Genomic DNA, 20,865 nt, shown 5'->3' on the forward strand with positions numbered 1-20,865 from the left:
TGCCCGACCCGGTAGACCGCGGAACCATGAGAGATGAGTCACGCGCGGAACGGAGGTCACCGCCATGAAGGCCGTCGTGTACAAAGGACCGTTCAGTGTCGCGGTCGAGGACGTCGACAAGCCGAGCATCCAGCACCCGAACGATGTGATCGTGAAGGTCAGTTCCACCGCGATATGCGGCTCCGACCTGCACATGTACGAGGGCCGCACCTCGGCCGAGCCCGGCATCGTCTTCGGACACGAGAACATGGGGATCATCGAGGAGGTCGGCCAGGGCGTCACCGCGCTGAAAGAGGGCGACCGCGTGGTCATGCCCTTCAACGTCGCCTGCGGATTCTGCCGCAACTGCGCCGAGGGATTCACCGGATACTGCCTGACGGTCAATCCCGGTTTCCCGGGCGGCGCCTACGGCTACGTCTCCATGGGCCCCTGGAAGGGCGGCCAGGCCGAGTACCTGCGCGTGCCCTACGCCGACTTCAACTGCCTGAGGCTGCCGCCGGGACAGGAGCACGAGACCGACTTCATCCTGCTCGCCGACATCTTCCCCACCGGTTACCACGGCTGTGAACTCGCCCAGGTCCGTCCCGGCGAGAGCGTCGCGGTGTACGGCGCGGGGCCGGTCGGCCTCATGGCCGCGTACTCGGCCCTGCTGCGCGGCGCGAAGAAGGTGTTCGTCGTGGACCGGGTCGCCGAGCGGCTGCAGAAGGCCGAGGAGATCGGCGCGGTCCCGATCAATTTCGCGGAGGGCGACCCCGCGGAGCAGATCAAGGAGCAGACCGAGGGCGTCGGCACGGACAAGGGCATCGACGCCGTCGGCTACCAGGCGACGAAGGGCGCCACGGACCGCGAGGAACCGGCGACGGTCCTGAACTCGCTCGTCGGCACGGTCCGGGCCACCGGAGCGCTCGGCGTGCCCGGTCTCTACGTCCCGTCCGACCCGGGAGCCCCCGACGAGCAGGCCAAGCAGGGCATGCTCCTCGTCGCGATCGGCAAGCTCTTCGAGAAGGGCCTGCGGGTGGGGACGGGGCAGTGCAACGTGAAGCGCTACAACCGGCATCTGCGCGACATGATCATCGAGGGCAGGGCCAGGCCCAGCTTCGTGGTCTCCCACGAACTCCCCCTGGACCAGGCGGCGTCCGCCTACGACAAGTTCGACAAGCGGATCGAGGGCTACACCAAGGTCGTACTGCACCCGTAGGCACACCGCGCCCACGGCCGCCACACGTACCGGACGTCCGGCTCCCGCTCCTCGTTGCGGGAGCCGTCCGTCCGCTCCACGGCCGTGAAACCGTGCCGCTCGTAGAAGCGGTGCGCGGGCGTGTTGACCTGGAACGTCCACAGGGAGAGCCCCTCGGGCCCGTGCTTCTTGGCCAGCGCGACGAACCGGTCACCGATCCCGTGCCCGCGCCACTCGGGGGCGAGGTACAGCTGCTCCAGCTCCCCGCCCCCGAGCACCATCACACCGACGAGGTCCCCGTCCGCCTCCGCGACCCACGTCTCCCGCAGCGGCACGAGGACATGACGGAAGTAGTCCCGCACCTCGTCGTCGGAGCGCGGCCGGACCACGCCGGGCAGCGCGGCGGCGAAGGACCGCAGCCAGACACCGGCCGCGGCCTCGGCGTCGGCGGACAGCGCCCGGCGCAGGCGCACCGTACGGTCGCCGGTCGTCACCGGTTCCCCGCGTCCGGCACCACCGCGGTGGCCGTGATCTCCACCAGTTGCCCGGTGTACCCGAGACAGGCCACGCCCACCAGGGTCGACGAGTGGGGCCCCGCGCTCAGCCCGGACGCCTCGACCACGTCCCACACGGCGGAGAGCACGGCGGGCTCACCGCTCACGACGTACACGTCCGTCGCGACGGCGTGGTCCGGGCCGGAGCCGGCCGCCCGCAGTTGTTCCTCGAGGTTCGCGATCACCTGCCGGGCCTGCCGCACCGGATCCCCCTCGCCCACGAGCTTCCCGTCGGCGTCCAGCGGGACCGCCCCGGCGAGGAACGCCGGCCGGGTGCCCGCCTCCACGACGGAGGCGTGGGAGCAGGCGGGCGGCGGAAAGAGGCCGGGGGCGGTGACGCGCCGTATCACGCGGGTTCCCCTCTGCCGGAGGGCGGCGGACAACCCACTGATCATGAGGCCTCTGCGGCACCCCCGCATCCGTATTTCACGAGCCTGCCCGGACGTCCCCGCGGCGCACACCCTGCCTGTGCGGGAGCCGTGTCAGCCGCCTGCCCCGGACAGTCCTCACCCTCAGGGATGAAACCCCCACGGGCACGTCCTCGGCCTGCTCTCCATGGCGGCGGCGAGCGGACGAGGAGCGTTTCCCCCGTTCGCGGTACCGGCCGGTCGGCGCAGTACGACGCGCCACTCCAAGGAAAGTACTACCAGTGATCATATGGTCGATTCGCGACTTCGGCGCGAGCCGTCTCCTGCCCCGGTAAACGGCCCCATTCCTTCTCGTGTCGCGCGGAGTCATGGAACTCATTGGTCAACCGAGGAGAATTCATGCGTGTGGCCGTTACGGGTGGCGGCGGTTTCCTGGGGTCGCATCTTTGCGAAGCGCTCCTTCGGCGCGGGAACGAAGTCGTGTGCCTTGACGACTTCTCCACCGGAGATCCCGCGAACGTCGCCGCGTTTCTCTCCGACCCCGCCTTCGAACTCGTCCGTTGCGACGTCAGCCGGTCGGTCGATGTGCGGGGTGCCGTGGACGCGGTGGCGCATCTGGCCAGCCCCGCCTCGCCGCCCGACTATCTGAGACGTCCGCTGGAGACGCTCGCGGTGGGCAGTCGCGGTACGGAGAACGCGCTCCGTCTCGCCTTGCGGCACGGGGCCCGCTTCGTCCTCGCCTCCACGAGCGAGGTGTACGGGGATCCCGAGGTGCATCCCCAGGAGGAGACGTACTGGGGGCATGTGAACCCCGTCGGCCCGCGCAGCGTCTACGACGAGGCGAAACGGTTCGCCGAGGCACTGACACAGGCCTACCGGACTTATCACGGCGCGAACACGGGAATCATCCGGATTTTCAACACCTATGGCCCACGCATGCGTCCGCACGACGGCCGGGTCGTCTCCAGTTTCGTCGTCCAGGCCCTCGGGGGAGAACCGCTGACCGTCTACGGAGACGGAAAGCAGACGCGCAGTTTCTGCTACGTCGACGACTTGGTGCGCGGAATTCTCGCCATGCTCGACCACGGCGAACCCGGTCCGGTGAATCTCGGGAACCCCGTCGAACTGACGGTTCTGCACCTCGCGGAACTCGTCATCGGCCTGACGGGATCCCCGGCCGGGATCCAGTTCCACCCGCTGCCCGTCGACGACCCGACCCGCCGCCGGCCGCTGATCACCCGGGCGTCGGAATCTCTGGGCTGGCATCCGGAGGTGGGCATCGAAGACGGCCTGCGGCGAACGGTGCGGTGGTTCGCGTCCAGGCCCGAAGACGTCACCGCCGCCCTCAGGGCGATCCGCGGCGGCCAGCAGGACGGTGTCGTCGCCGAGTCCCGCGCGGTCGGCGTGACCTCCACCGCGTCGTGACACGGAACGGCCCCGGCCCGGCGGCCGGCACGATCCTCGACGAGGGTCCGTACAAGGAGGAAACAGCCGACGAGGCGCTGAGAACCCACCTTCTGACCCTCTCGGCGGGCAATGTCGTCGGCGTTCCGGCCGACGGACCGGTCTTCGGCAGGCCGCGCCCCACACGCATCCCGGGGACAGGGCTCTGGGTCCCCCGGCTGCGGCGGCCGGACCGGGCGAGGACGAGCCTGCTGGCGCTGTGCTGGCTGATCGCCCTGGTCTGCTTCTGGGCGTGGTGGCTGCGCCCGGAGCACCGGGTCGGCTGGGCGGGATTCGCCGTGAACAGCGCACTCCTGCTGTACCTGTCACTGCTTCCGCTGTACTTCGTCGTCGTGGTGATCCGGCTGCGCGCCGTCGACCCCGCCGTCGGGGTGCCCCGGCTGCGGACCGCGTTCGTCGTGACCCGGGCGCCGTCGGAGCCCTGGAAGGTCGCCCGCGCCACTTTGACCGCCATGCTGAGCCAGGACTTCCCGTACCCCTACGACGTGTGGCTGTGCGACGAGGACCCGGACGACGAGATCCTCCGCTGGTGCACCGCCCACGGGGTGCGCGTTTCCTGCCGGCGCGGTGTCGCCTCGTACCACCGGGACGCATGGCCCCGGCGCACCCGGTGCAAGGAGGGCAACCTCGCCCACTTCTACGATCACTGGGGATACCGGGACTATGACGTGGTGGCCCAGCTCGACGTCGACCACGTGCCCGGGCACGGCTATCTGAAGGAGGTGGTCCGGCCGTTCGCCGATCCGGCGGTCGGCTATGTGGCCGCCCCCAGCGTGTGCGACGCCAATGCCCGTGCGTCCTGGTCGGCCCGCGGACGGCTGCACCGCGAGGCGACCTTCCACGGGCCGATGCAACTCGGCCACACCGACGGCCTGGCACCGCTGTGCATCGGTTCGCACTACGCCGTCCGGACCCGGGCCCTGCGCGACATCGGCGGGCTCGGGCCCGAGCTGGCCGAGGACTTCTCCACCAGCTTCCTGCTCAACTCGGCCGGCTGGCACGGCGGCTTCGCCATCGACGCCGAGGCGCACGGCGACGGCCCCCTCACCTTCGCCGCCATGGTGACGCAGGAGTTCCAGTGGTCACGGAGCCTGATGGTGATGCTGCTGGGCATGCTTCCGAAGCATCTGCGGCGCATGCCCGGCCGGCTCAGGTTCCGGTTCGGGTTCGCGCTCTCGTACTATCCGCTGCTGGCCCTGACCACCACCACCGGACTGCTGCTGCCGCCGGTTGCCGCGATCACCGGCATTCCGTGGATCAACGTGAACTACGTGGCGTTCCTCCTGCACTTCTGGGCCATGTCGTTCTTCCTGCTCCTGCTCACCCTGCTGCTGCGCCGACGCGGGCTGCTGCGGCCCGTCGACGCGCCGCTGCTGAGCTGGGAGGGCTGGCTGTTCGGTCTGACGCGCTGGCCGTACGTGGCATGGGGGGTCGCGGCCGCGCTGGTGCAGCGCGCTCGGCCGAAGACGGTCGTCTTCAAGGTGACGCCCAAGGCCCGCGACGGATGGGAGCCGCTGCCCCTGCGCCTGATGCTCCCCTACCTCCTGATCACCGTCGTGCTGTCCGGCGCGGCACTCGTCGCGGAGCCGGCCGGCTCCGCGATCGGCTACGTGTTCCTCTGCCTCCTGGGGGCCGCGGCCTACGGGACGGTGACGCTCGCGGTGAGTGCCCTGCACATCCGCGAGGCCGCGCGATCCGCCGGTGTCCCCGTCCACCGGGCACTGCACACCGCCGCCCTGCCGCTGACGACGGGACTCGTCGCGCTCGTGCCGCTGGGCTGGGCGCTGCTGCTTTTCCTCCCCCGCCTGCGCGGGTTCGTCGCGGGCTGACGTCCGCCGCACACGACCCGCCGTGTGTCCGGACGGTCCCGTCCGGACGTCTCCTTCTCCCGACGAAACGAGGTACCCCCATGACCGAGACCGTCCTGGTGACAGGCGGCGCAGGTTTCATCGGCAGCCACACCTGTGTCGAACTGCTCGCCCACGACTACGAAGTCGTGGTCGTCGACAACCACGCCAACAGTTCCCCTCAGGCGCTGGACCGCATCGCCAAGACCGCAGGACGGCCGCTCGCCGGCGCCTACCGCGTCGACGTGCGCGACCGGGGGGCGCTGTCGGAGGTGTTCGCCTCCCACCCGGTGGACTCCGTCATCCACTTCGCGGCCCGCAAGGCGGTCGGAGAGTCGGTGGTCCTGCCGGTCGAGTACTACGACACCAACGTGGGCGGAACCTGCACGCTGCTGTCGGTCATGCGTGAACACGGCGTGCACCGGCTGGTGTTCTCCTCGTCGTGCTCCGTCTACGGCGACGCGGAGTCCGTGCCGCTGACCGAGCGGAGCCCCGTGGCGCCCACGAATCCCTACGCGCGCACCAAGCTGGTGTGCGAGCGGATCATGGAGGACGTGTGCGCCTGCCTCGGGGAGATGAAGGTGCTCGCCCTCCGCTACTTCAACCCGGTCGGCGCCCACCCGAGCGGCCTGATCGGCGAGAACCCGCGGGGCGTCCCCAACAACCTCATGCCGTACGTCGCACAGGTCGCCATGGGCTGCCGGGAGCGGCTGAGCGTCTTCGGCACCGACTACCCCACACCCGACGGGACCGGGGTACGGGACTACATCCACGTCATGGACGTCGCCGAAGGGCACCGGGTGGCCGTCGAGCACCTGGACGACCGCACCGGCATGCGGGTGTTCAACCTCGGCACCGGCACCGGCACCTCCGTGCTCCAGCTGGTCGCCGCCTTCGAGGAGGCGAGCGGGCGCCCCGTGCCGTACCGGATCGCCGACCGCAGGGCGGGCGACGTCGCCACGCTCGTCGCCGACGCGAGCGAGGTGGCCCGTGCCTGGGGCTGGACCACCACGCGTGACCTCACCGCCATGTGCCGTGACGCCTGGCGGTTCCAGGAACTGAACCCCGACGGTTACTCCCGCTGACCTCACCGCGTCGGCGGCACAAGAACAGGAGAACCTCCATGCGGTTGACCGTCATCGGTACGGGATACCTCGGCGCCGTGCACGCCGCGTGCATGGCCGACATCGGACACGATGTCCTCGGGGTCGACACCGACGCGGGGAAGGTCGAGGCACTCGCCGCCGGCCGGGCGCCGTTCTTCGAACCCGGCCTGCCCGAGATCCTCATCAGGAACACACAGGCCGGCCGGCTGCGCTTCACGACCTCCCTCGCCGAGGCCGCCGACTTCGCCGACCTGCACTTCGTGTGCGTCGGCACACCGCAACGTCCCGACTCCCTCGCCGCCGATCTGCGCCATGTCGAGGCGGTCGTCGACGGCCTGGTACCACTCCTCACCCGTGACAGCCTGATCGTCGGCAAGTCGACCGTGCCGGTGGGCACCACCCGGTCGCTCAGCCGGAGGATCGCGGCCGGGCAGCGCCCGGGAGTCGAGGCCCGGATCGCCTGGAATCCGGAGTTCCTGCGCGAGGGATTCGCGGTCCGGGACACCTTGCGCCCTGACCGCCTGGTGGTGGGGACCACCGAGCCCGGCGCCGATCGGCTGCTGCGCCAGGTGTACGAGCCGATGCTGCGAGCCGGTGTCGCCTACATCGGCACCGACCCGGCCACCGCGGAACTCGTGAAGGCCGCCGCCAACTCCTTCCTGGCGACGAAGATCTCGTTCATCAACGCCATGGCGGAGATCTGCGACGCCACGGGCGCCGACGTGGTGACGCTCGCCGACGCCCTCGGCCGTGATGCGCGCATCGGACGCCGCTTCCTGTCCGCCGGTCTCGGATTCGGCGGCGGCTGCCTGCCCAAGGACATCCGCGCCTTCCTCGCCCGGGCGGAGGAACTGCAGGTGGGCGAGGCGGTGTCGTTCCTGCACGAGGTCGACCGGATCAACCGTCGGCAGCGGCGGCGCACGGTCGACCTCGCCCGTCGGCTCCTGGGCGACACGTTCGCCGACCGGCGGGTCGCGGTACTGGGGGTCACCTTCAAACCGGACAGCGACGACGTACGGGACTCACCCGCGCTGGCCGTCGTGGCGGAGATCGTCGCCCAGGGCGCGGATGTCCGCGTGCACGATCCCGAAGGCATCGACAACGCACGGCCCGCGCTGCCCGGTCCGTCGTACCACACGGACGTCATGGAGGCGTGCCGGGACGCGGACGTGGTGCTGCACCTGACCGACTGGCGGCAGTACCGGGCGATCGACCCGGTGAAACTGTCGGAGGTGGTCCGGGCCCCGCTCATGCTCGACGCGCGCAACGCCCTGGACCGGGAGGTCTGGCGTGCGGCCGGCTGGCACGTCCGTGCCCTGGGGCGGCCCGCCCACGCACCACAGCCGGGGGGGACCGACGGCCTGCGGGTGACGATTCCTCACGCTTCCGGCCCGGCCTGCGCGGCCCCCGCACCGGGGGATCCGGTCAGCGGCGTTCCGAAGTAGTCGACGGGCCCGGGGTCGATGCCGGCCGTCCGCAGGTCCACGGCCGCGGCGGTCAGCGCGTGGGCGCACCGGGAGACCAGTGCGCCCCTCTCCGGGCCGTGGGCGTGGGGGCCGGTGCCGTCCGCGGGCAGCGGGGCGTCGACGAGACAGGGATCGGCGCTGGTTCCGGTCGCCCGTGGGCCCTGCGTTTCCTGGCCCGTCTCGGCGCGCCAGGCGGCCAGATCGGTGTACCGGCGGTCGCCCCACCACAGGGTCCAGTCCCGCGGGCTGTGGTAGTCGTTGCCCTGCATCAGCACCTCCGACCTCGCGAAGGGCTTCTGGGCCACCACCACGGGGGCGCCGTCGGTGGCGAACACGTTGTTGCGCACGGACACCGTCCCGAGGCTGGGCCGGAGCCGCAGCGCGGGGGCCCTGACCGGCCCGTTCGCCGTCACCAGGACGGTGTTCTGGTGGACGGCGACGTTCCCGACGTGCGATCCGAACACGACGACGGCACCGTAGTCCTGGAGCTTGCGGCTGTCGTTGCGGCTGATGTTGTACCGGATCTCGTTGTCACTGTGCGCCGTGTTCGGGGCCGCGGAGTACACCTGGAAGCCCGGGCCGTCGTTGCCGTAGGACAGGTTGTACTGCACCAGCGAATAGGACACGTTGTTGTCCAGGCCGAACCCGCCGCCGTCCACCCGGGACCCGGTGTGATTGCCGTGGGCGACGTTCCGCTGGATGACCATCCGCGTCGAGTCGTACGTCCAGATGCCGATGGGACCCTCGACGGCGATCGCCGAGGACGACCGCCCGTTGTCATGGGCGACCGACTCCTCGACCACACCGCGCCGGACGCTGCCGAGGACGATCCCGCTGCCGGTGTTGCTGTCGTTCGCCCGGGGATCGCCCCGGTTCGCGAACGCCACGACCCTGGAGACCGTGACCTGTTCGTGCGCGTAGGCCGGCTCGTCCGCGTCGAAGGCGGGGCCGTCCGTCACGAGCCCCGCGTCCTGGTTGTCGTGCACCGCACAGTCGTGGATCACCACGTCCCGGAAGCCGGACGCGCCGGCACCACCGTGCAGCCGGATGCCGTTGCGGAAGCCCGACACGTCGACGCCCGTGACCCGGAGGTGGGGCAGCCTGCGGCCGCCGGGCAGATCACTGACGAACGCGATGCCGTCCTGCGCCCCGTAGGACGCGGCGTCCCCGGTGACGATCAGGTTGCGGACGACGACGCCGCTCGTGTTGTGCACCTCGATGCCGCGCGAGCCGGCAGACATGATCATCGCGCGGCCGCCTCCGTAGGAGTCGAGCATGACGGGTCTGCGGGCGCTCCCGGCCTCCCCCGGGCCGATGCTCAGGGAGCCGGGAAAACGCGCCCCGCCCCTCAGCAGCAGACGGTCACCCGGCTTCAGCCGCACGGCGTCGGCGTGACGCAGCGTGCGCCAGGGAGTTTCGGGAGTGCGGCCGTCGGCGTGGTCGTCGCCCTCCGGACTGACGTAGAACGTGCGTCCGCCCTGCGTGTTCTCCGGTACGGGAACACGCGGACCGGACCCGGCCAGCAGCAACGCCACTACGCACATACTCACCACCACGTGGCACGGCCAGAGGCGCGCGACCGCCCGCATCCGGCCCTCACCGACTCTGCTGCAAGCGTCCCACCAGCGCAACACCGCTCCCGCCTCTTCGACGGCCGAACCGCCTTCGGCCCACGGACACCACGGGCCCACCGTGACACGCGGACCCGCGGCCGGCGGGCCAGCACGCGGAGCTCGGCCCGGGACATGCCCGATCGGCCGCCCACGACCGTCACGGACGCGGATGCGCCGGGGCCGTCGCACGGGGCCCCTGCCGGCGCCGCCCACGACGAACGGCAGCGGAGTGACCCGGCGAGGAACACCGGCCCGGCGTCCGCGTCGACGACGGAGACGTGGGAGTCCACGGGCGGCGGGAGGATGCCGGGGACGGTGAGGCACCGGATCGCACGGGCCCCGACCGTCCGGGAACGGAGGGCGGACGACCCACCGGTCATGCGGTTCCCGGTCCGCCACCGCACCCGTATTTCCCTCTCCCCGGTCGCGGGCGCCGTCGCCGTGGCCGCGACCCACACCGCGCACGCGGTGACGGCGGCACGCGGGGAGCGGGTCACCAACGAGAAGGGGCTGCTCCACCGCGCGGGTCTGCGGGGCGTGGACGAGATCGTCGCCGGGATGCGGGCCACCCCGGCGTCGCTCGCCGTCGCGGACGCGGAGACCCCGTTCGCGGAGTCGGTGCGCCGACGCGGTGCCGTGTCAGTGCCGGGCGAACTGGACGCGCGTCGGCTGTACGGCGTCCGGGCGCACGGCGATGCCGTCGACGGTCAACCGCTCCCCGTAGATGTCGGTGAGCCTCAGCTCGCCGCCGCAGCCGGTGCCGTCGGGGGAGAGGAAGTAGTTGTACTCGGTGCGGGTCAGCCGCTGCCAGCCGGAGCCGGTGGCGACCTCGAGCCGGGCGAGCGGGTTGCGGTGACCGATCGCCTGGATGCCGCACCAGTGGCTGCTGGAGCCGGTCTTGTAGCGGATCGAGACGGTGCCGGACGTGCCGGGGCTGAGCAGGCTCCACGTGACCGGGATCCTCCCGGCGGAGAGGCCGGCCAGTTCGGCGAAGGCCTCCCTGCTCAGGTCGAGCTGTCCGGGGGCGCAGGGCGCGGGGCACTCGTTGGTGATCCGTACCGTCACGGAGGCGCCGCCGGCCGCGCGGACCAGGACGTACGCCCCGCACGCCCTGGACGTCTCGTAGTCGGCGGTGTTCATCGCCGCGGTCATGCGGTCGGGGCTCGGACCGTACAGACAGGCGCCGTCGCCGTCCCCGGCGTCGTAGTGGGTGGCGACTCCGCTGTAGGCGGTGCCGGGCTTGATCCGGCCCGCCAGGGGCGCCCCGCCGGAAGCGGGGCGCGGGGCGGTCGTGGCCGAGGGGGTGCCGCCGCGCGACGGGCGGGCCGACGCCTTCGTCGCGGAGGGTTTCGGGGCGGCCGGGGACGCGGTGGACGGCACCGCCTCCGGTGTCCCCCCGGTCGCCGTGGGCGGGGCGCTCGGCCGGGCGGCGGCGCCGGCACCGGTGGCGGACGCGGCCGTGGCCCGCACGGTGCCGGATCCGCCGTCGTGGGTGAGGGCGACGACCAGCGATATGAGGAGCCCGACGGCGGCCACGGCGACGGCCGGGGCCAGGAGGCCGCGCCGCTTGCCGCGCGGACGGCGGTGGGAGGGGGATGCCACGGATGAGTCCTTACGTGGTGCGGGGGAACACACGCTTCCGACCGGATGGTCGTCACAGCCGCCGGAAAGGTTGCCGGGCTTTCGACGGCGGAGTGGCGGGAGGAGCTCCGCCCACACGGTTCCGGCGGGGTGCCGTCCTCTCCCGCAGGGAACAGGCAGGACCGTCGGCCCGTTCACCATGATGGAGACCGGGGATGAGCGGGGACAGGGCCGGTCCCGAGTGGTTCAAGGGCCGGTCCCGAGTGGTTCAAGAGCAGTCACGGTGCCGGGGACGGCGGAGCGTGCGTCGAAGTGGCCGCCGGGAGCGGTGTCCTGCACGTGCGTGACCCGAAGGACGAGGTCGGCCCCGTGGTCGGCCTGACGCCGGAGGCGTGGGTGCGGTTCGTCGGGTCCGCGGCCCGGCACACCGCGCGGAGCGAGGAGCACCGCGGTGCCCCCGTGACCGCCGACCGGGGTCACAGGGACACCGGACCGCTTCCGTCCGCATCGTCACATCACGGAAACTCGGCCGTTCGCTCTCCTTCCGCCCCACCGATTACCGTGGAGACACGTTTCCTCCCGCCCGGTCACCGTCGCCCGCGAGCCTGTCCCGTTTCCGATGCGACGACTGGAGCCCCGTGACCCGTGCCGTACCCCCATGGCTGGCCCATGCCCTGCGCGCCCAGCGCGGACCGGTCCCGTGGAACGCCGTCGCGCGCGGCGCACTGGGCGGCGGTCCGCTGCTGCTCGCCGCCGTCCTCGCCGGACGGCCCACGCTCGGCGTCGTCGCCGCCATCGGCGCCATGTTCGCGGGGATCAACGACCGGCCGGGCAGCCGTCGCGCCTCCGTCGGACGCATCGGCGGTCCCGCGCTCGCGGGGGCGGCCGGGCTGGTCGTGGGGACGTACGCGGGGGATCACGTCTCCGCCGTCCTGCTCACCCTGCTGCTGACCGGGCTCGGTCTCCTCGCCGGCGCGGTCAGCGCGCTCGGGCCCGTCGGCTCCGCCGTCGGCACGCAACTGCTGGTCGGCGCCGCCGTCGGCGCCGGGATGCCGCTGCCCGAACCGGGCTGGCAGCGCGCGCTCGCCTTCCTCGCCGGCGCGGGATGGCTGCTCCTGCTGAGGCTGGCGCTGCCCACGCCCGGCTCGCTCGCCGGGGGCTTCCGGTTCGACGGGGAGCGGAACGCCGTCGCCGGGGTGTACGACGCCATCGCCGACCTGCTCGACGCCACCGGGTCGGACACCGCCACCGCACGGCGCGCCGCGCTCACCGCCGCCCTCGACCACGCGCAGGACGCGCTCGCCGGGCCCCGGCTGCGGCGGTACGCCTCCTCCTCCGCCGAGCGCCGGCTGCACGCCCGGTACGCCGCCGCCCTCCCGCTCGCCGAGGCCGCCACCGCGCTCGCCTGGGCCGGGGAGCCGGTACCGTCCCGCACCTCCGAAGGACCCCGGCGCCTCGCCGCCGCCGTACGCGGCGGCACCCCGACCGGTCCGCTGCCCGCCCCCTCCCGGACCGTCCCCGCCCTGCGCGCCCTCGACGACGCCCTCCTGCGCGCCGCCGAGGCCTTCGACCGGGGCGAGGGCGGCGACCTGCACAGCCGCAGGCGGTCCCGGGCCGCCGGGATGCGGACCGTCCTCGGCGCCCGGGGCCGGGAGTACGGGCTGCGGGTCGCCCTCTGCTTCGGAGTGAGCGCCGCCCTCGCCCAGGCCCTGTACCACGCCCGCTGGTACGGGCAGCACGAACACTGGTACTGGCTGCCCGCCACCGCCGTCTTCCTCGTCAAACCCGACCTCGGACCGCTCGCCTCCCGCGTCCTGTCCCGGGCCGCCGGAACCGTCCTCGGGGCGCTCCTGTTCGCCGGGCTCGCAGCCGTGGTGCCCCACCCGGAGGGACTCGTCGCGCTGGTCGCGGTCAGCGGGGCGCTGATCCCCGTCGCCACCCGGCACTTCGCCGCGCAGACCGCCGTCGTCACCGTGCTCGTCCTCGCCCTGGTGATGGCCGGCGGCGAACCCCAGGCGTCCCTCGGCCGTATCGGCGAGACCCTGCTGGCCTGCGTCGTCGTACTCGTCGTGGGACATCTCCCGATGCCGGGACAGCGCGGCGGCGACGCCATCCGCGCCCGGCTCACCGAAGCGGCCGGCGCCGCCCAGGCGTACCTCGACCACGTGCTCGGCGAGTCCGACGACCGCGCCGCCCGCTGGGCGCTGCGCCGTGAGGCCTACCGGACCCTAGCCGAGGCCCGTGCCGCCATCGCCCTCGTCTCCGCCGAGCTCCCCCCGCTCGCCCGGCACGCCGACGGCACCGACGAGATCGCCGCCACCCTCGAAGTGCTCGTCGACACCGTCACCGCCGCCGCCGTCCACCTTGACGACACCGGCCGCGTCGACCCCCGGCACGTCCAGCGGCTGGCCGAGCTCGCGGACCGGGTACGGACGCGCGGGCAGGTCGCGGTTCGGCTCACGCCGGGCCACGACCGCGTCGTACGTTGACGGTATGACGCCCGCTGGCGCGGAGAGCCCGGCCGACGTCGTCATCACCGGATGCACCGTCCTCCCGCACGACGACCGGGAACGGATCGGATCCACGCCGGACGCGGCGATCGTCGTGCGCGACGGGACGGTGGAGGAGGTGACGAGCGCCGAGGCGGCCCGGGGGCGGGCGGCCCGGGCCGGCCGACCGGAGCCACGGGCGGCGGATCCAGGAGTACGACACCCGACACGGGCAATACGACAAGTGCGCCGGCCGATACGAAGGGTGGCCGATTGGTGCGATCAGCCGAGAGTCCGATCACACTTGGCGGTGAACGGGTGTCAACTACGTCTCAGTACCGTCACTGAGCAAGGCGTTCACCCCATGGTTGGCGTTTAACTCTACGAGGACAACGCAGCATGGAGGTGGCAGGGTGAACGGGCGAACGGTGCTCGAGCGCTTTCCCGCAGGTGGACCGCGTGGCTCATGGCCGGCGGAGGAGTTCGCCCACGCGCGCCGCCTGGAGGGTCTGCCCGCCGAGGTCGTCATGGACCTCGCGACCGACATGTTCCTGGTGATCGTCCGCGCGGACGGCGGGGGCGGCGACGTCACGGCCTGACGAGGGCCGGGGTGCGTGGCTATGCGGTGACGGGGCGTGACCAGGTGGGAGTCGTGCCCGTCAGGCGGCACAGGGCGAGATAGAGCGGTATCGGCGGCGTGTAGGGGAGTGTGCCGTCGGGGCGGTGGATCAGACCGGGGAGGCCCGGGGCGCCGGGGGTGTCCGAAGGGCCGGGGAGGACCGCGCCGGTGGCGTAGTGGGCGGGGGCCGGCCACTCCAGGGCGTAGTCGGAATCGGACGGGACCAGCCACCACCAGTGCGCGTCGTCGGCGTACACGCAGCCCACGCGGGGCAGCCGGGGCAGCACCAGCGGGCCGAAGCGCGCCGGTACCGCCACGGCGTCGCAGCCCATGGGCGCGGTCATGCCGTCGGGGACGGGGAGCCGCCGGGGGACGGCAGGGGTGTGCCGTCCGCGCTGGATCCGCACCAGCGAGTCCAGGCTCAGCGCGCCGATGCCGGGCGCGCCCGTCACGCCCGGTCCCGGTGGTGGGAGGTGCGTTGGCGCGGGGGGAGCACCCGGGCGGGGGCCTGGCCCTTCCTCGGGCCGTGGGACTGGTCCGGCTCGTCGCCGGTGTCGTCGTCCGGGGTGCCGGGCGGGCCCGGCTTCGGGCGGGCGCCCCAGCCCAGGTCGTCGGTGGGCTCCGCGGGACCGTGCCCGGTGTCCGCCGCGCGGGGGAGGTCGGCCCAGACCAGCAGTCCGGGGCCGTTCTCGCGCGCGCCCCACGAGTGGCACAGGGCGTCGACGAGGAGCAGTCCCCTCCCGTGTTCGTCCTCCGGCTGCTGCCGGGTGTTCGCCCGCGGCTGGTCCGGCGCGCACCCCTCGTCGCGCACGGCTATGCGCACCAGCTCGCCACCGTCGTGCAGCTCGCAGACTATGTGGCTGCTCGCGGTGTGCACGATGGCGTTGGTGACCAGTTCGGAGACGACCAGGGCCGCCGTGTCGCAGGTGTCCTCGCACACCGACCAGCCGGTCAGCCGTGCCCTCGTCAGGCGTCTGGCCTGAGCCGGGGAACCCGGATGAGCGGCCAGTTCGAAACGGAACCGGCGCTCGGCGGCGGACCCCGAGGGGTCGGCTTCCGAGGCGGCGCCGAGGCCGATGGACCCTGCGGCGGCGTCTGTTCCTAAGGGCGCGGACGGAATCACGCTTGCCACTATCGCCCCGCCGTGAACACTTGGCAAGTGTCACTCTGAAAAATGCAGAGTGCGCTGTGACGTTCTGGACGGGCGTGGCACACTGCTCGCAACAGCATCTCGTGCGGCGCCAGTTGAGATTGCCGAAGATTTGTTCGAATGCGTATTCGGGTGAGAGGGATCTTCGGATGGATCTTCGAGTGGCGCCGCCGGGCTGTCGGCTTTTGTTCGAGGGAGGTGGAGTGTGAGCGAACCCCGGTCCGCGCCGACGGTCGGACAGGTCGTCCTCGGCCGGCGCCTTCTGGACCTGCGGGAGAGCGCGGGGCTCAAGCGCGAGGAAGCGGCCCGCATCCTCCGTGTCGCGCCCGCCACCGTCCGCCGCATGGAGATGGCCGAGGTCGCGCTGAAGATCCCGTACCTCCAGCTCCTGCTGAAGGCGTACGGCGTCTCCGACGAGGAGGCCGAAGCCTTCGTGCAGCTGGCCGAGGACGCCAACCGGCCCGGCTGGTGGCAGCGCTTCCACGACATCCTGCCCGGCTGGTTCTCGATGTACGTCAGCCTGGAGGGGGCGGCCTCCCTCATCCGCAGCTACGAACCCCACTTCGTCCCCGGACTGCTCCAGACCGAGGACTACGCACGCGGCGTGCTGCGCTCCGGGGCCGTCGGGCAGACCCGGCCCGAGGACATAGAGCGCCACGTCGACCTGCGCATGCGGCGGCAGGAACTGCTCACCCGTAAGGACGCGCCCCGGATGTGGGTCGTGATGGACGAGACCGTGCTCCGCCGTCCGGTCGGCGGCCCGGAGGTGATGCGTGCGCAGATCGACAAGTTGCTCGAGGCCACGAAGCTGCCCCATGTGACGCTGCAGATCGCGACGTTCGCCGGTGGGCCCCATCCCGGCACGTACGGGCCGTTCGTGCTGTTCCGATTTGCCATGCCCGAACTGCCGGACATGGTCTACAGCGAGTACCTGACCGGCGCCGTCTACCTGGACGCGCGCACCGAGGTGGCGACCCACCTCGAGGTCATGGACCGCATGGCGGCGCAGGCCGCCACGGCACATCGCACGAAGGAGATCCTCCGGGATCTCCGCAAGGAGCTGTGAATGGAACTCATGAAGCCCCCGAAGCCCCTGAAGTCCCTGCCCCACCCGCGGGTGCGCACCGGAAGGATCTACAACGGCATGCCCGCGCGGGAGCTGGGCAGCGAGGGCTGGCACAAGCCGTGGAGCGGCGGCAACGGAGGGAACTGCCTGGAGGCGATGAAGCTCGAGGACGGCCGGATCGCCGTACGCCAGTCCACCGACCCGGACGGGCCGGCGCTCATCTACACCTCCGCCGAGATGACGGCCTTCATCGAAGGAGCGAAGGCGGGAGAGGCGGATTTCCTGCTGTCCTGAGCCCTGTTGCCCGCTCTACCTTTTTGTTCCCCCCGTTGAACTTGGCACCGTCTTGATCACTAACAGTTGCAGAGACTTATGGAGTCCGTCATGACCGGGCAGCACCCCGTGGAGATCGACACGAGCAGGCCGCATCCCGCGCGGATGTACGACTGGTACCTCGGAGGCAAGGACAACTACCCGGTCGACGAGGCCATGGGCCGACAGATGCTGGCCCTCGACCCCCGGGTGCCGGTGATGGCGCGGGTGAACCGCGCGTTCATGCAGCGGGCCACGCGCTGGCTGGCCGGGCAGGGCGTGCGGCAGTTCCTCGACGTCGGCACCGGCATCCCGACCGAGCCCAACCTGCACCAGGTGGCGCAGGAGATCGTGCCCGACGCCCGCGTCGTGTACTGCGACAACGACCCCATCGTGCTCGCCCACGCGGCGGCCCTGCTGCGCGGCACGGACGAGGGGGTGACCGAGTACCTCCAGGCCGATGTGCGTGATCCGGACGTCGTCCTGGAGGGTGCGCGGAAGATCCTCGACTTCGACGAGCCGGTCGCGCTGTCGCTCATCGCGCTGTTGCACTTCGTCTCCGACCAGGACGGGGCGCACGAACTGGTCGGGCGGCTGCTGGACGCACTGCCGTCGGGCAGCTACCTGGTCGTCACCCACGCGACGTCCGACTTCACTCCGGAGGAGTCGAAGGCGGCCACGGAGAAGCTCAAGGCGGCGGGCGTCACCCTGGCGCTCCGCTCCCGCGAGGAGTTCACCCGCTTCTTCGACGGCCTGGACCTCGTCGAACCGGGCGTCCAGGTCCCCCACCACTGGCGCCCGGAACTGGGCGCCCCGGTCCCGGGCCAGGACGACGACGTCATCCCGGGCTACGGCGCGGTCGCCCGCAAGCCGTAACACGGCTGGGGTGGTGGGACCCGGCGAGGTCCTGTGTTCCGGCACCACTCCGCCAACGGCGGCCCGCTGTGCTGTGTGGTACGGCGGGCCGCCGTTGTACGCGCGTGGCGCCCGGGGCCGGTGGGTGGGCCGGGGCCGGGTCGGGGGCACCCGCAACCTACCGGGCCACGCAGACCCCTTGTCCGCAGCGCAGCGCCGACTCGCTCACACGGTCATCGGACGGTCGTCCGGGGTGATCGGCGCCGGCAGGCGACTGGGCGCATCGGTCAGGTAGCGGTCCACCGCCGCCGCGGCCGCCCGCCCCTCGGCGATGGCCCACACGATCAGCGACTGACCGCGAGCGGCGTCCCCGGCAGCGAAGACACCCGGCACATTCGTGGTGAAGCCCGCATCCCGCGCGACCGTGCCACGGGGCGACAGCTCCACCCCCAGCTGGGCGACGAGCCCGTCCCCCCGGTCCGGCCCGGAGAACCCGAGCGCCAGCAGAACGAGATCCGCCGGCAGCGTCCGTTCCGTGCCCGGCACGGCCCGACGCCCGGCATCCACTTCGACCAGGTGCAGCGCAGACACCCGCCCGCCCCCGTCGCCGGTGAAGCGCAGTGTGGACGCGGCGAACAGCCGCGCGTCCGCGTCCGCCGCCGGCGACGTCCGCAGCTCGCCGGCCTCCTCGTGCGCCGCCGACAGCCGGTACACCTTCGGATACGTCGGCCACGGCTCGGCGTCCTCGTCGCGCTCGGAACCCGGCTGGGCGTAGATGTCGAGCTGGGTGACCGACGCCGCCCCCTCCCGCACCGCCGTGCCCAGACAGTCCGCTCCCGTGTCACCACCCCCGACGATGACGACATGCCGGCCCTCGGCCGACAGCGGTGACGACTCCAGGTCCCCCTCGCACACCCGGTTCGCGAGCGGCAGGTACTCCATCGCCTGGTGGATTCCCGCCAGTTCGCGTCCCGGCACGGCAAGCTCCCGCCATGCCGTCGCCCCCGTCGCGATCACCACCGCGTCATACCGGGCCCGCAACTCCGCCGCGTCCACATCGCGCCCGACCGTCGTGGACGTACGGAACTTCGTCCCCTCCGCCCGCATCTGTTCCACCCGCCGCTCCAGATGCCGCTTCTCCATCTTGAACTCGGGGATGCCGTACCGCATCAGCCCACCGATCCGGTCGTCCCGCTCGTACACGGCGACCGTGTGCCCCGCCCGGGTCAGCTGCTGGGCCGCGGCCAGCCCGGCCGGGCCCGAGCCGATGACCGCGACCGTCCGGCCGGAGATCCGCTCCGGCGGCGCCGGCGTGGCGAAGCCCTCCTCCCAGGCCCGGTCGGCGATGGCGCACTCGACGTTCTTGATGGTGACCGCCGGCTGGTTGATGGCGAGCACGCAGCCCGCCTCGCAGGGCGCCGGACACAACCGGCCGGTGAACTCCGGGAAGTTGTTGGTGGCGTGCAACCGCTCCGCCGCCGCCCGCCAGTCCTCCCGCGAGACCAGGTCGTTCCACTCCGGGATGAGATTGCCCAACGGGCAGGCCTGGTGGCAGAACGGCACACCGCAGTCCATGCAGCGGTCGGCCTGCGGACCGACGATGGGCAGCAGCGCTCCCGGGACGTACACCTCGTTCCAGTCGCGGACCCGTTCCTCGACGGGCCGACGCGGCCACTCCTCGCGGGGCGTGGTCAGGAAACCCTTGGGATCGGCCATGGCCGTGTTCCTTGCGTGCGCGGATGACGGGCCGTGCGGCGTCGGGCGGCACTCCTCCGGCCACGATACGTCCGCTCACCCGCCCCCGCAGAGCGCCGGGACAGCGCTTTCCGGGAGCCGGCCGAGCCTCAGACGAGGGCCAGGAGATACGCCACCGCCGCCCCGGCCGAGGCGAACGCGCGGACGTGGTTCCACCTCGTCCACTCGCGCACATAAACCGGCCAGTGCGCGACCGCCTCCGGGCCGCCCGGTTCGAGGCGGGCCAGCGCCTCGTTGCGCGGTACGTTCGCGACCACGGTCACTCCGAACGAGCCGACCAGGTACAGGGCACCGCCCACCAGCAGCTCGGCCGTCCCCCCGTCCGGCCACAGCACGAACGTCACCACCGTCACCACCGCGCACAGCATCGCCGTACCGAGGAACAGCAGCATGAAGGCCGGACGCACCGCCGCCGCGTTGACCGCCTGCATCGCGGCCACCCCCTGTGCCGGCGGCAGCGCCGCGAGCCCTCTCATCACGAACGTCGAGAAGGCGCAGAAGACCCCGGCCGTCAGCCCGGTCCCGAGCACACCCAGCACCGTCAGCACGAAGTACGGCCCGTTGATCACGTCAGCACCCCCGTCCCCGGCCGGGACCCTTCCCGGCCACCACCGTCACCACCAGTGAACGCGACCTCCGGTGCCCCCGGCCATGGCCCGGGAGCGCGAGCGCATGCGCGAACGTCCAGGGGGGTGGGACGCCCCGGGCGTCGCCCGGTCCCGCCGACCGCCGGCCCCGTACCGCCAGGAGACCCGCGCGGCCGGACGGGCCGTCGGCGCATCATGGCCGTGTGCGACTTGAAGCGATCACCTGGGACCGGCTCGGCGACCTCCTCGCCGAGCGCCTGCTGGAGCTGAGGACGGCCGACGGCGGACCCTGGCCGCGGGTCGCCTTCGACGGCGCCCCCGCCGCGCGTCCGGGAGACCTCGCCGAGCGGGTCGCCGAGTCGCTGCGGATACGCGGCCGGCCCTCCCTGGTCGTCGGCGTCGAGGGCTTCCTGCGGCCGGCCTCCGTCCGGCTCGAGTACGGCCACCAGGACCTGGAGTCCTACTACGGCGGCTGGTACGACACCGGCGCCCTCTGGCGCGAGGTGTTCGGCCCCCTCGAACCGGGCGGGAGCGGACGCGTCCTGCCCGACCTGTGGGACCCCATCACGGACCGCGCCACCCGCAGTCCCTATGCCCAACTCCCGCCCGGGGGAATACTGTTGCTCCACGGACCCCTCCTGCTGCGCCACTGGTTCCCCTTCGACCTGAGCGTCCACGTCCTCCTCTCCCCGGGCGCCCTGCGCCGCCGTACCCCCGAGGCCGAGCACTGGACCCTCCCCGCCTTCGAACGCTACGAGCGGGAGACCGACCCCGCAGGCACGGCCGACGTACTGGTACGGGCCGACGACCCCCGCCATCCGGCCTGGCGGGTCTGACCCCCCGGGCGCCACCCACG

General features: G+C 72.3%; 19 protein-coding genes and 2 pseudogenes. 13 read left to right on the top strand and 8 right to left on the bottom strand.

Annotation, left to right across the window (positions count from 1 at the left end; genetic code table 11):
* Nucleotides 1-64: 64 nt before the first annotated feature.
* Nucleotides 65-1,198, top strand: a complete 1,134-nt coding sequence (locus tag ACFY3N_RS12760; RefSeq protein WP_390816652.1) for a glutathione-independent formaldehyde dehydrogenase — start codon at nucleotides 65-67, stop codon at nucleotides 1,196-1,198.
* Here ACFY3N_RS12760 and ACFY3N_RS12765 read toward each other — a convergent pair.
* Both ACFY3N_RS12765 and ACFY3N_RS12770 read right to left on the bottom strand, forming a co-directional pair.
* Nucleotides 1,171-1,671 (bottom strand): GNAT family N-acetyltransferase, encoded by a 501-nt coding sequence (locus ACFY3N_RS12765; protein WP_390816653.1) that lies wholly within the window; start codon nucleotides 1,669-1,671, stop codon nucleotides 1,171-1,173. The genes ACFY3N_RS12760 and ACFY3N_RS12765 overlap by 28 nt on opposite strands.
* Nucleotides 1,668-2,081 carry a RidA family protein gene (locus ACFY3N_RS12770; RefSeq protein ID WP_390816654.1) on the bottom strand — a complete coding sequence of 138 codons (414 nt, stop codon included), beginning with the start codon at nucleotides 2,079-2,081 and terminating at the stop codon, nucleotides 1,668-1,670. Before ACFY3N_RS12770 ends, ACFY3N_RS12765 begins: the two co-directional genes overlap by 4 nt.
* A gap of 417 nt (nucleotides 2,082-2,498) precedes the next feature.
* Between ACFY3N_RS12770 and ACFY3N_RS12775 the strand changes: the two genes are divergently transcribed.
* From ACFY3N_RS12775 to ACFY3N_RS12790, 4 genes are all read left to right on the top strand, one after another.
* Entirely contained in the window at nucleotides 2,499-3,524 is a 1,026-nt protein-coding gene (locus tag ACFY3N_RS12775) for a UDP-glucuronic acid decarboxylase family protein (protein WP_390816866.1), read from the top strand.
* The gene (locus ACFY3N_RS12780) at nucleotides 3,521-5,392 is read left to right on the top strand and encodes a glycosyltransferase family 2 protein (RefSeq protein WP_390816655.1); all 1,872 of its coding nucleotides are present in this window, start codon (nucleotides 3,521-3,523) and stop codon (nucleotides 5,390-5,392) included. The genes ACFY3N_RS12775 and ACFY3N_RS12780 overlap by 4 nt, the downstream gene beginning before the upstream one ends.
* An 80-nt stretch (nucleotides 5,393-5,472) precedes the next feature.
* The gene (gene galE / locus ACFY3N_RS12785) at nucleotides 5,473-6,495 is read left to right on the top strand and encodes a UDP-glucose 4-epimerase GalE (protein WP_390816656.1); all 1,023 of its coding nucleotides are present in this window, start codon (nucleotides 5,473-5,475) and stop codon (nucleotides 6,493-6,495) included.
* A 38-nt stretch (nucleotides 6,496-6,533) separates the two neighbouring features.
* Nucleotides 6,534-7,961 (top strand): UDP-glucose dehydrogenase family protein, encoded by a 1,428-nt coding sequence (locus ACFY3N_RS12790; RefSeq protein ID WP_390816657.1) that lies wholly within the window; start codon nucleotides 6,534-6,536, stop codon nucleotides 7,959-7,961.
* On the opposite strand, the gene ACFY3N_RS12795 is transcribed toward ACFY3N_RS12790, so the two are convergent.
* Nucleotides 7,895-9,526 carry a right-handed parallel beta-helix repeat-containing protein gene (locus ACFY3N_RS12795; protein WP_390816658.1) on the bottom strand — a complete coding sequence of 544 codons (1,632 nt, stop codon included), beginning with the start codon at nucleotides 9,524-9,526 and terminating at the stop codon, nucleotides 7,895-7,897. The two genes, ACFY3N_RS12790 and ACFY3N_RS12795, sit on opposite strands and share 67 nt — an antisense overlap.
* 708 nt (nucleotides 9,527-10,234) lie before the next feature.
* A complete protein-coding gene (locus tag ACFY3N_RS12800) occupies nucleotides 10,235-11,197 on the bottom strand; it encodes an expansin EXLX1 family cellulose-binding protein (RefSeq protein ID WP_390816659.1) in 963 nt (320 codons plus the stop codon).
* A gap of 252 nt (nucleotides 11,198-11,449) precedes the next feature.
* Here ACFY3N_RS12800 and ACFY3N_RS12805 point away from each other — a divergent pair.
* The 4 genes and pseudogenes from ACFY3N_RS12805 to ACFY3N_RS12820 all read left to right on the top strand — a co-directional run.
* Nucleotides 11,450-11,818: pseudogene (locus ACFY3N_RS12805) on the top strand (DUF397 domain-containing protein); the annotation flags it as partial.
* Entirely contained in the window at nucleotides 11,815-13,665 is a 1,851-nt protein-coding gene (locus tag ACFY3N_RS12810; protein WP_390816660.1) for an FUSC family protein, read from the top strand. The pseudogene ACFY3N_RS12805 and the gene ACFY3N_RS12810, both read left to right, overlap by 4 nt.
* A gap of 4 nt (nucleotides 13,666-13,669) precedes the next feature.
* Nucleotides 13,670-13,843: pseudogene (locus tag ACFY3N_RS12815) on the top strand (amidohydrolase); the annotation flags it as partial.
* 235 nt (nucleotides 13,844-14,078) lie between these two features.
* Entirely contained in the window at nucleotides 14,079-14,264 is a 186-nt protein-coding gene (locus ACFY3N_RS12820) for a hypothetical protein (protein ID WP_390816661.1), read from the top strand.
* A gap of 19 nt (nucleotides 14,265-14,283) precedes the next feature.
* Here ACFY3N_RS12820 and ACFY3N_RS12825 read toward each other — a convergent pair whose 3' ends face one another.
* Entirely contained in the window at nucleotides 14,284-14,736 is a 453-nt protein-coding gene (locus ACFY3N_RS12825) for a hypothetical protein (RefSeq protein ID WP_390816662.1), read from the bottom strand.
* Nucleotides 14,733-15,407, bottom strand: coding sequence for an ATP-binding protein (locus tag ACFY3N_RS12830; protein WP_390816663.1), 675 nt, complete (start codon nucleotides 15,405-15,407; stop codon nucleotides 14,733-14,735). Before ACFY3N_RS12830 ends, ACFY3N_RS12825 begins: the two co-directional genes overlap by 4 nt.
* Nucleotides 15,408-15,639: 232 nt before the next feature.
* Between ACFY3N_RS12830 and ACFY3N_RS12835 the strand changes: the two genes are divergently transcribed.
* From ACFY3N_RS12835 to ACFY3N_RS12845, 3 genes are all read left to right on the top strand, one after another.
* The gene (locus ACFY3N_RS12835; RefSeq protein ID WP_390816664.1) at nucleotides 15,640-16,500 is read left to right on the top strand and encodes a helix-turn-helix transcriptional regulator; all 861 of its coding nucleotides are present in this window, start codon (nucleotides 15,640-15,642) and stop codon (nucleotides 16,498-16,500) included.
* A gap of 9 nt (nucleotides 16,501-16,509) precedes the next feature.
* Nucleotides 16,510-16,794 carry a DUF397 domain-containing protein gene (locus ACFY3N_RS12840; protein ID WP_390816867.1) on the top strand — a complete coding sequence of 95 codons (285 nt, stop codon included), beginning with the start codon at nucleotides 16,510-16,512 and terminating at the stop codon, nucleotides 16,792-16,794.
* A gap of 90 nt (nucleotides 16,795-16,884) precedes the next feature.
* Complete coding sequence (locus ACFY3N_RS12845; RefSeq protein ID WP_390816665.1) at nucleotides 16,885-17,688, top strand: SAM-dependent methyltransferase; 804 nt, start codon at nucleotides 16,885-16,887, stop codon at nucleotides 17,686-17,688.
* A gap of 204 nt (nucleotides 17,689-17,892) precedes the next feature.
* Here ACFY3N_RS12845 and ACFY3N_RS12850 read toward each other — a convergent pair whose 3' ends face one another.
* Nucleotides 17,893-19,383 carry a glutamate synthase subunit beta gene (locus ACFY3N_RS12850; RefSeq protein ID WP_390816666.1) on the bottom strand — a complete coding sequence of 497 codons (1,491 nt, stop codon included), beginning with the start codon at nucleotides 19,381-19,383 and terminating at the stop codon, nucleotides 17,893-17,895.
* A 128-nt stretch (nucleotides 19,384-19,511) separates the two neighbouring features.
* Nucleotides 19,512-19,991 carry a DUF1772 domain-containing protein gene (locus ACFY3N_RS12855; protein ID WP_390816667.1) on the bottom strand — a complete coding sequence of 160 codons (480 nt, stop codon included), beginning with the start codon at nucleotides 19,989-19,991 and terminating at the stop codon, nucleotides 19,512-19,514.
* A 221-nt stretch (nucleotides 19,992-20,212) separates the two neighbouring features.
* On the opposite strand from ACFY3N_RS12855, the gene ACFY3N_RS12860 reads away from it, so the two are divergent.
* Nucleotides 20,213-20,845 carry a uridine kinase gene (locus ACFY3N_RS12860; RefSeq protein ID WP_390816668.1) on the top strand — a complete coding sequence of 211 codons (633 nt, stop codon included), beginning with the start codon at nucleotides 20,213-20,215 and terminating at the stop codon, nucleotides 20,843-20,845.
* Nucleotides 20,846-20,865: the final 20 nt, after the last annotated feature.

It is taken from the genome of Streptomyces sp. NPDC000348 (genome assembly GCF_042898795.1).
Taxonomy (GTDB): Bacteria; Actinomycetota; Actinomycetes; order Streptomycetales; family Streptomycetaceae; genus Streptomyces.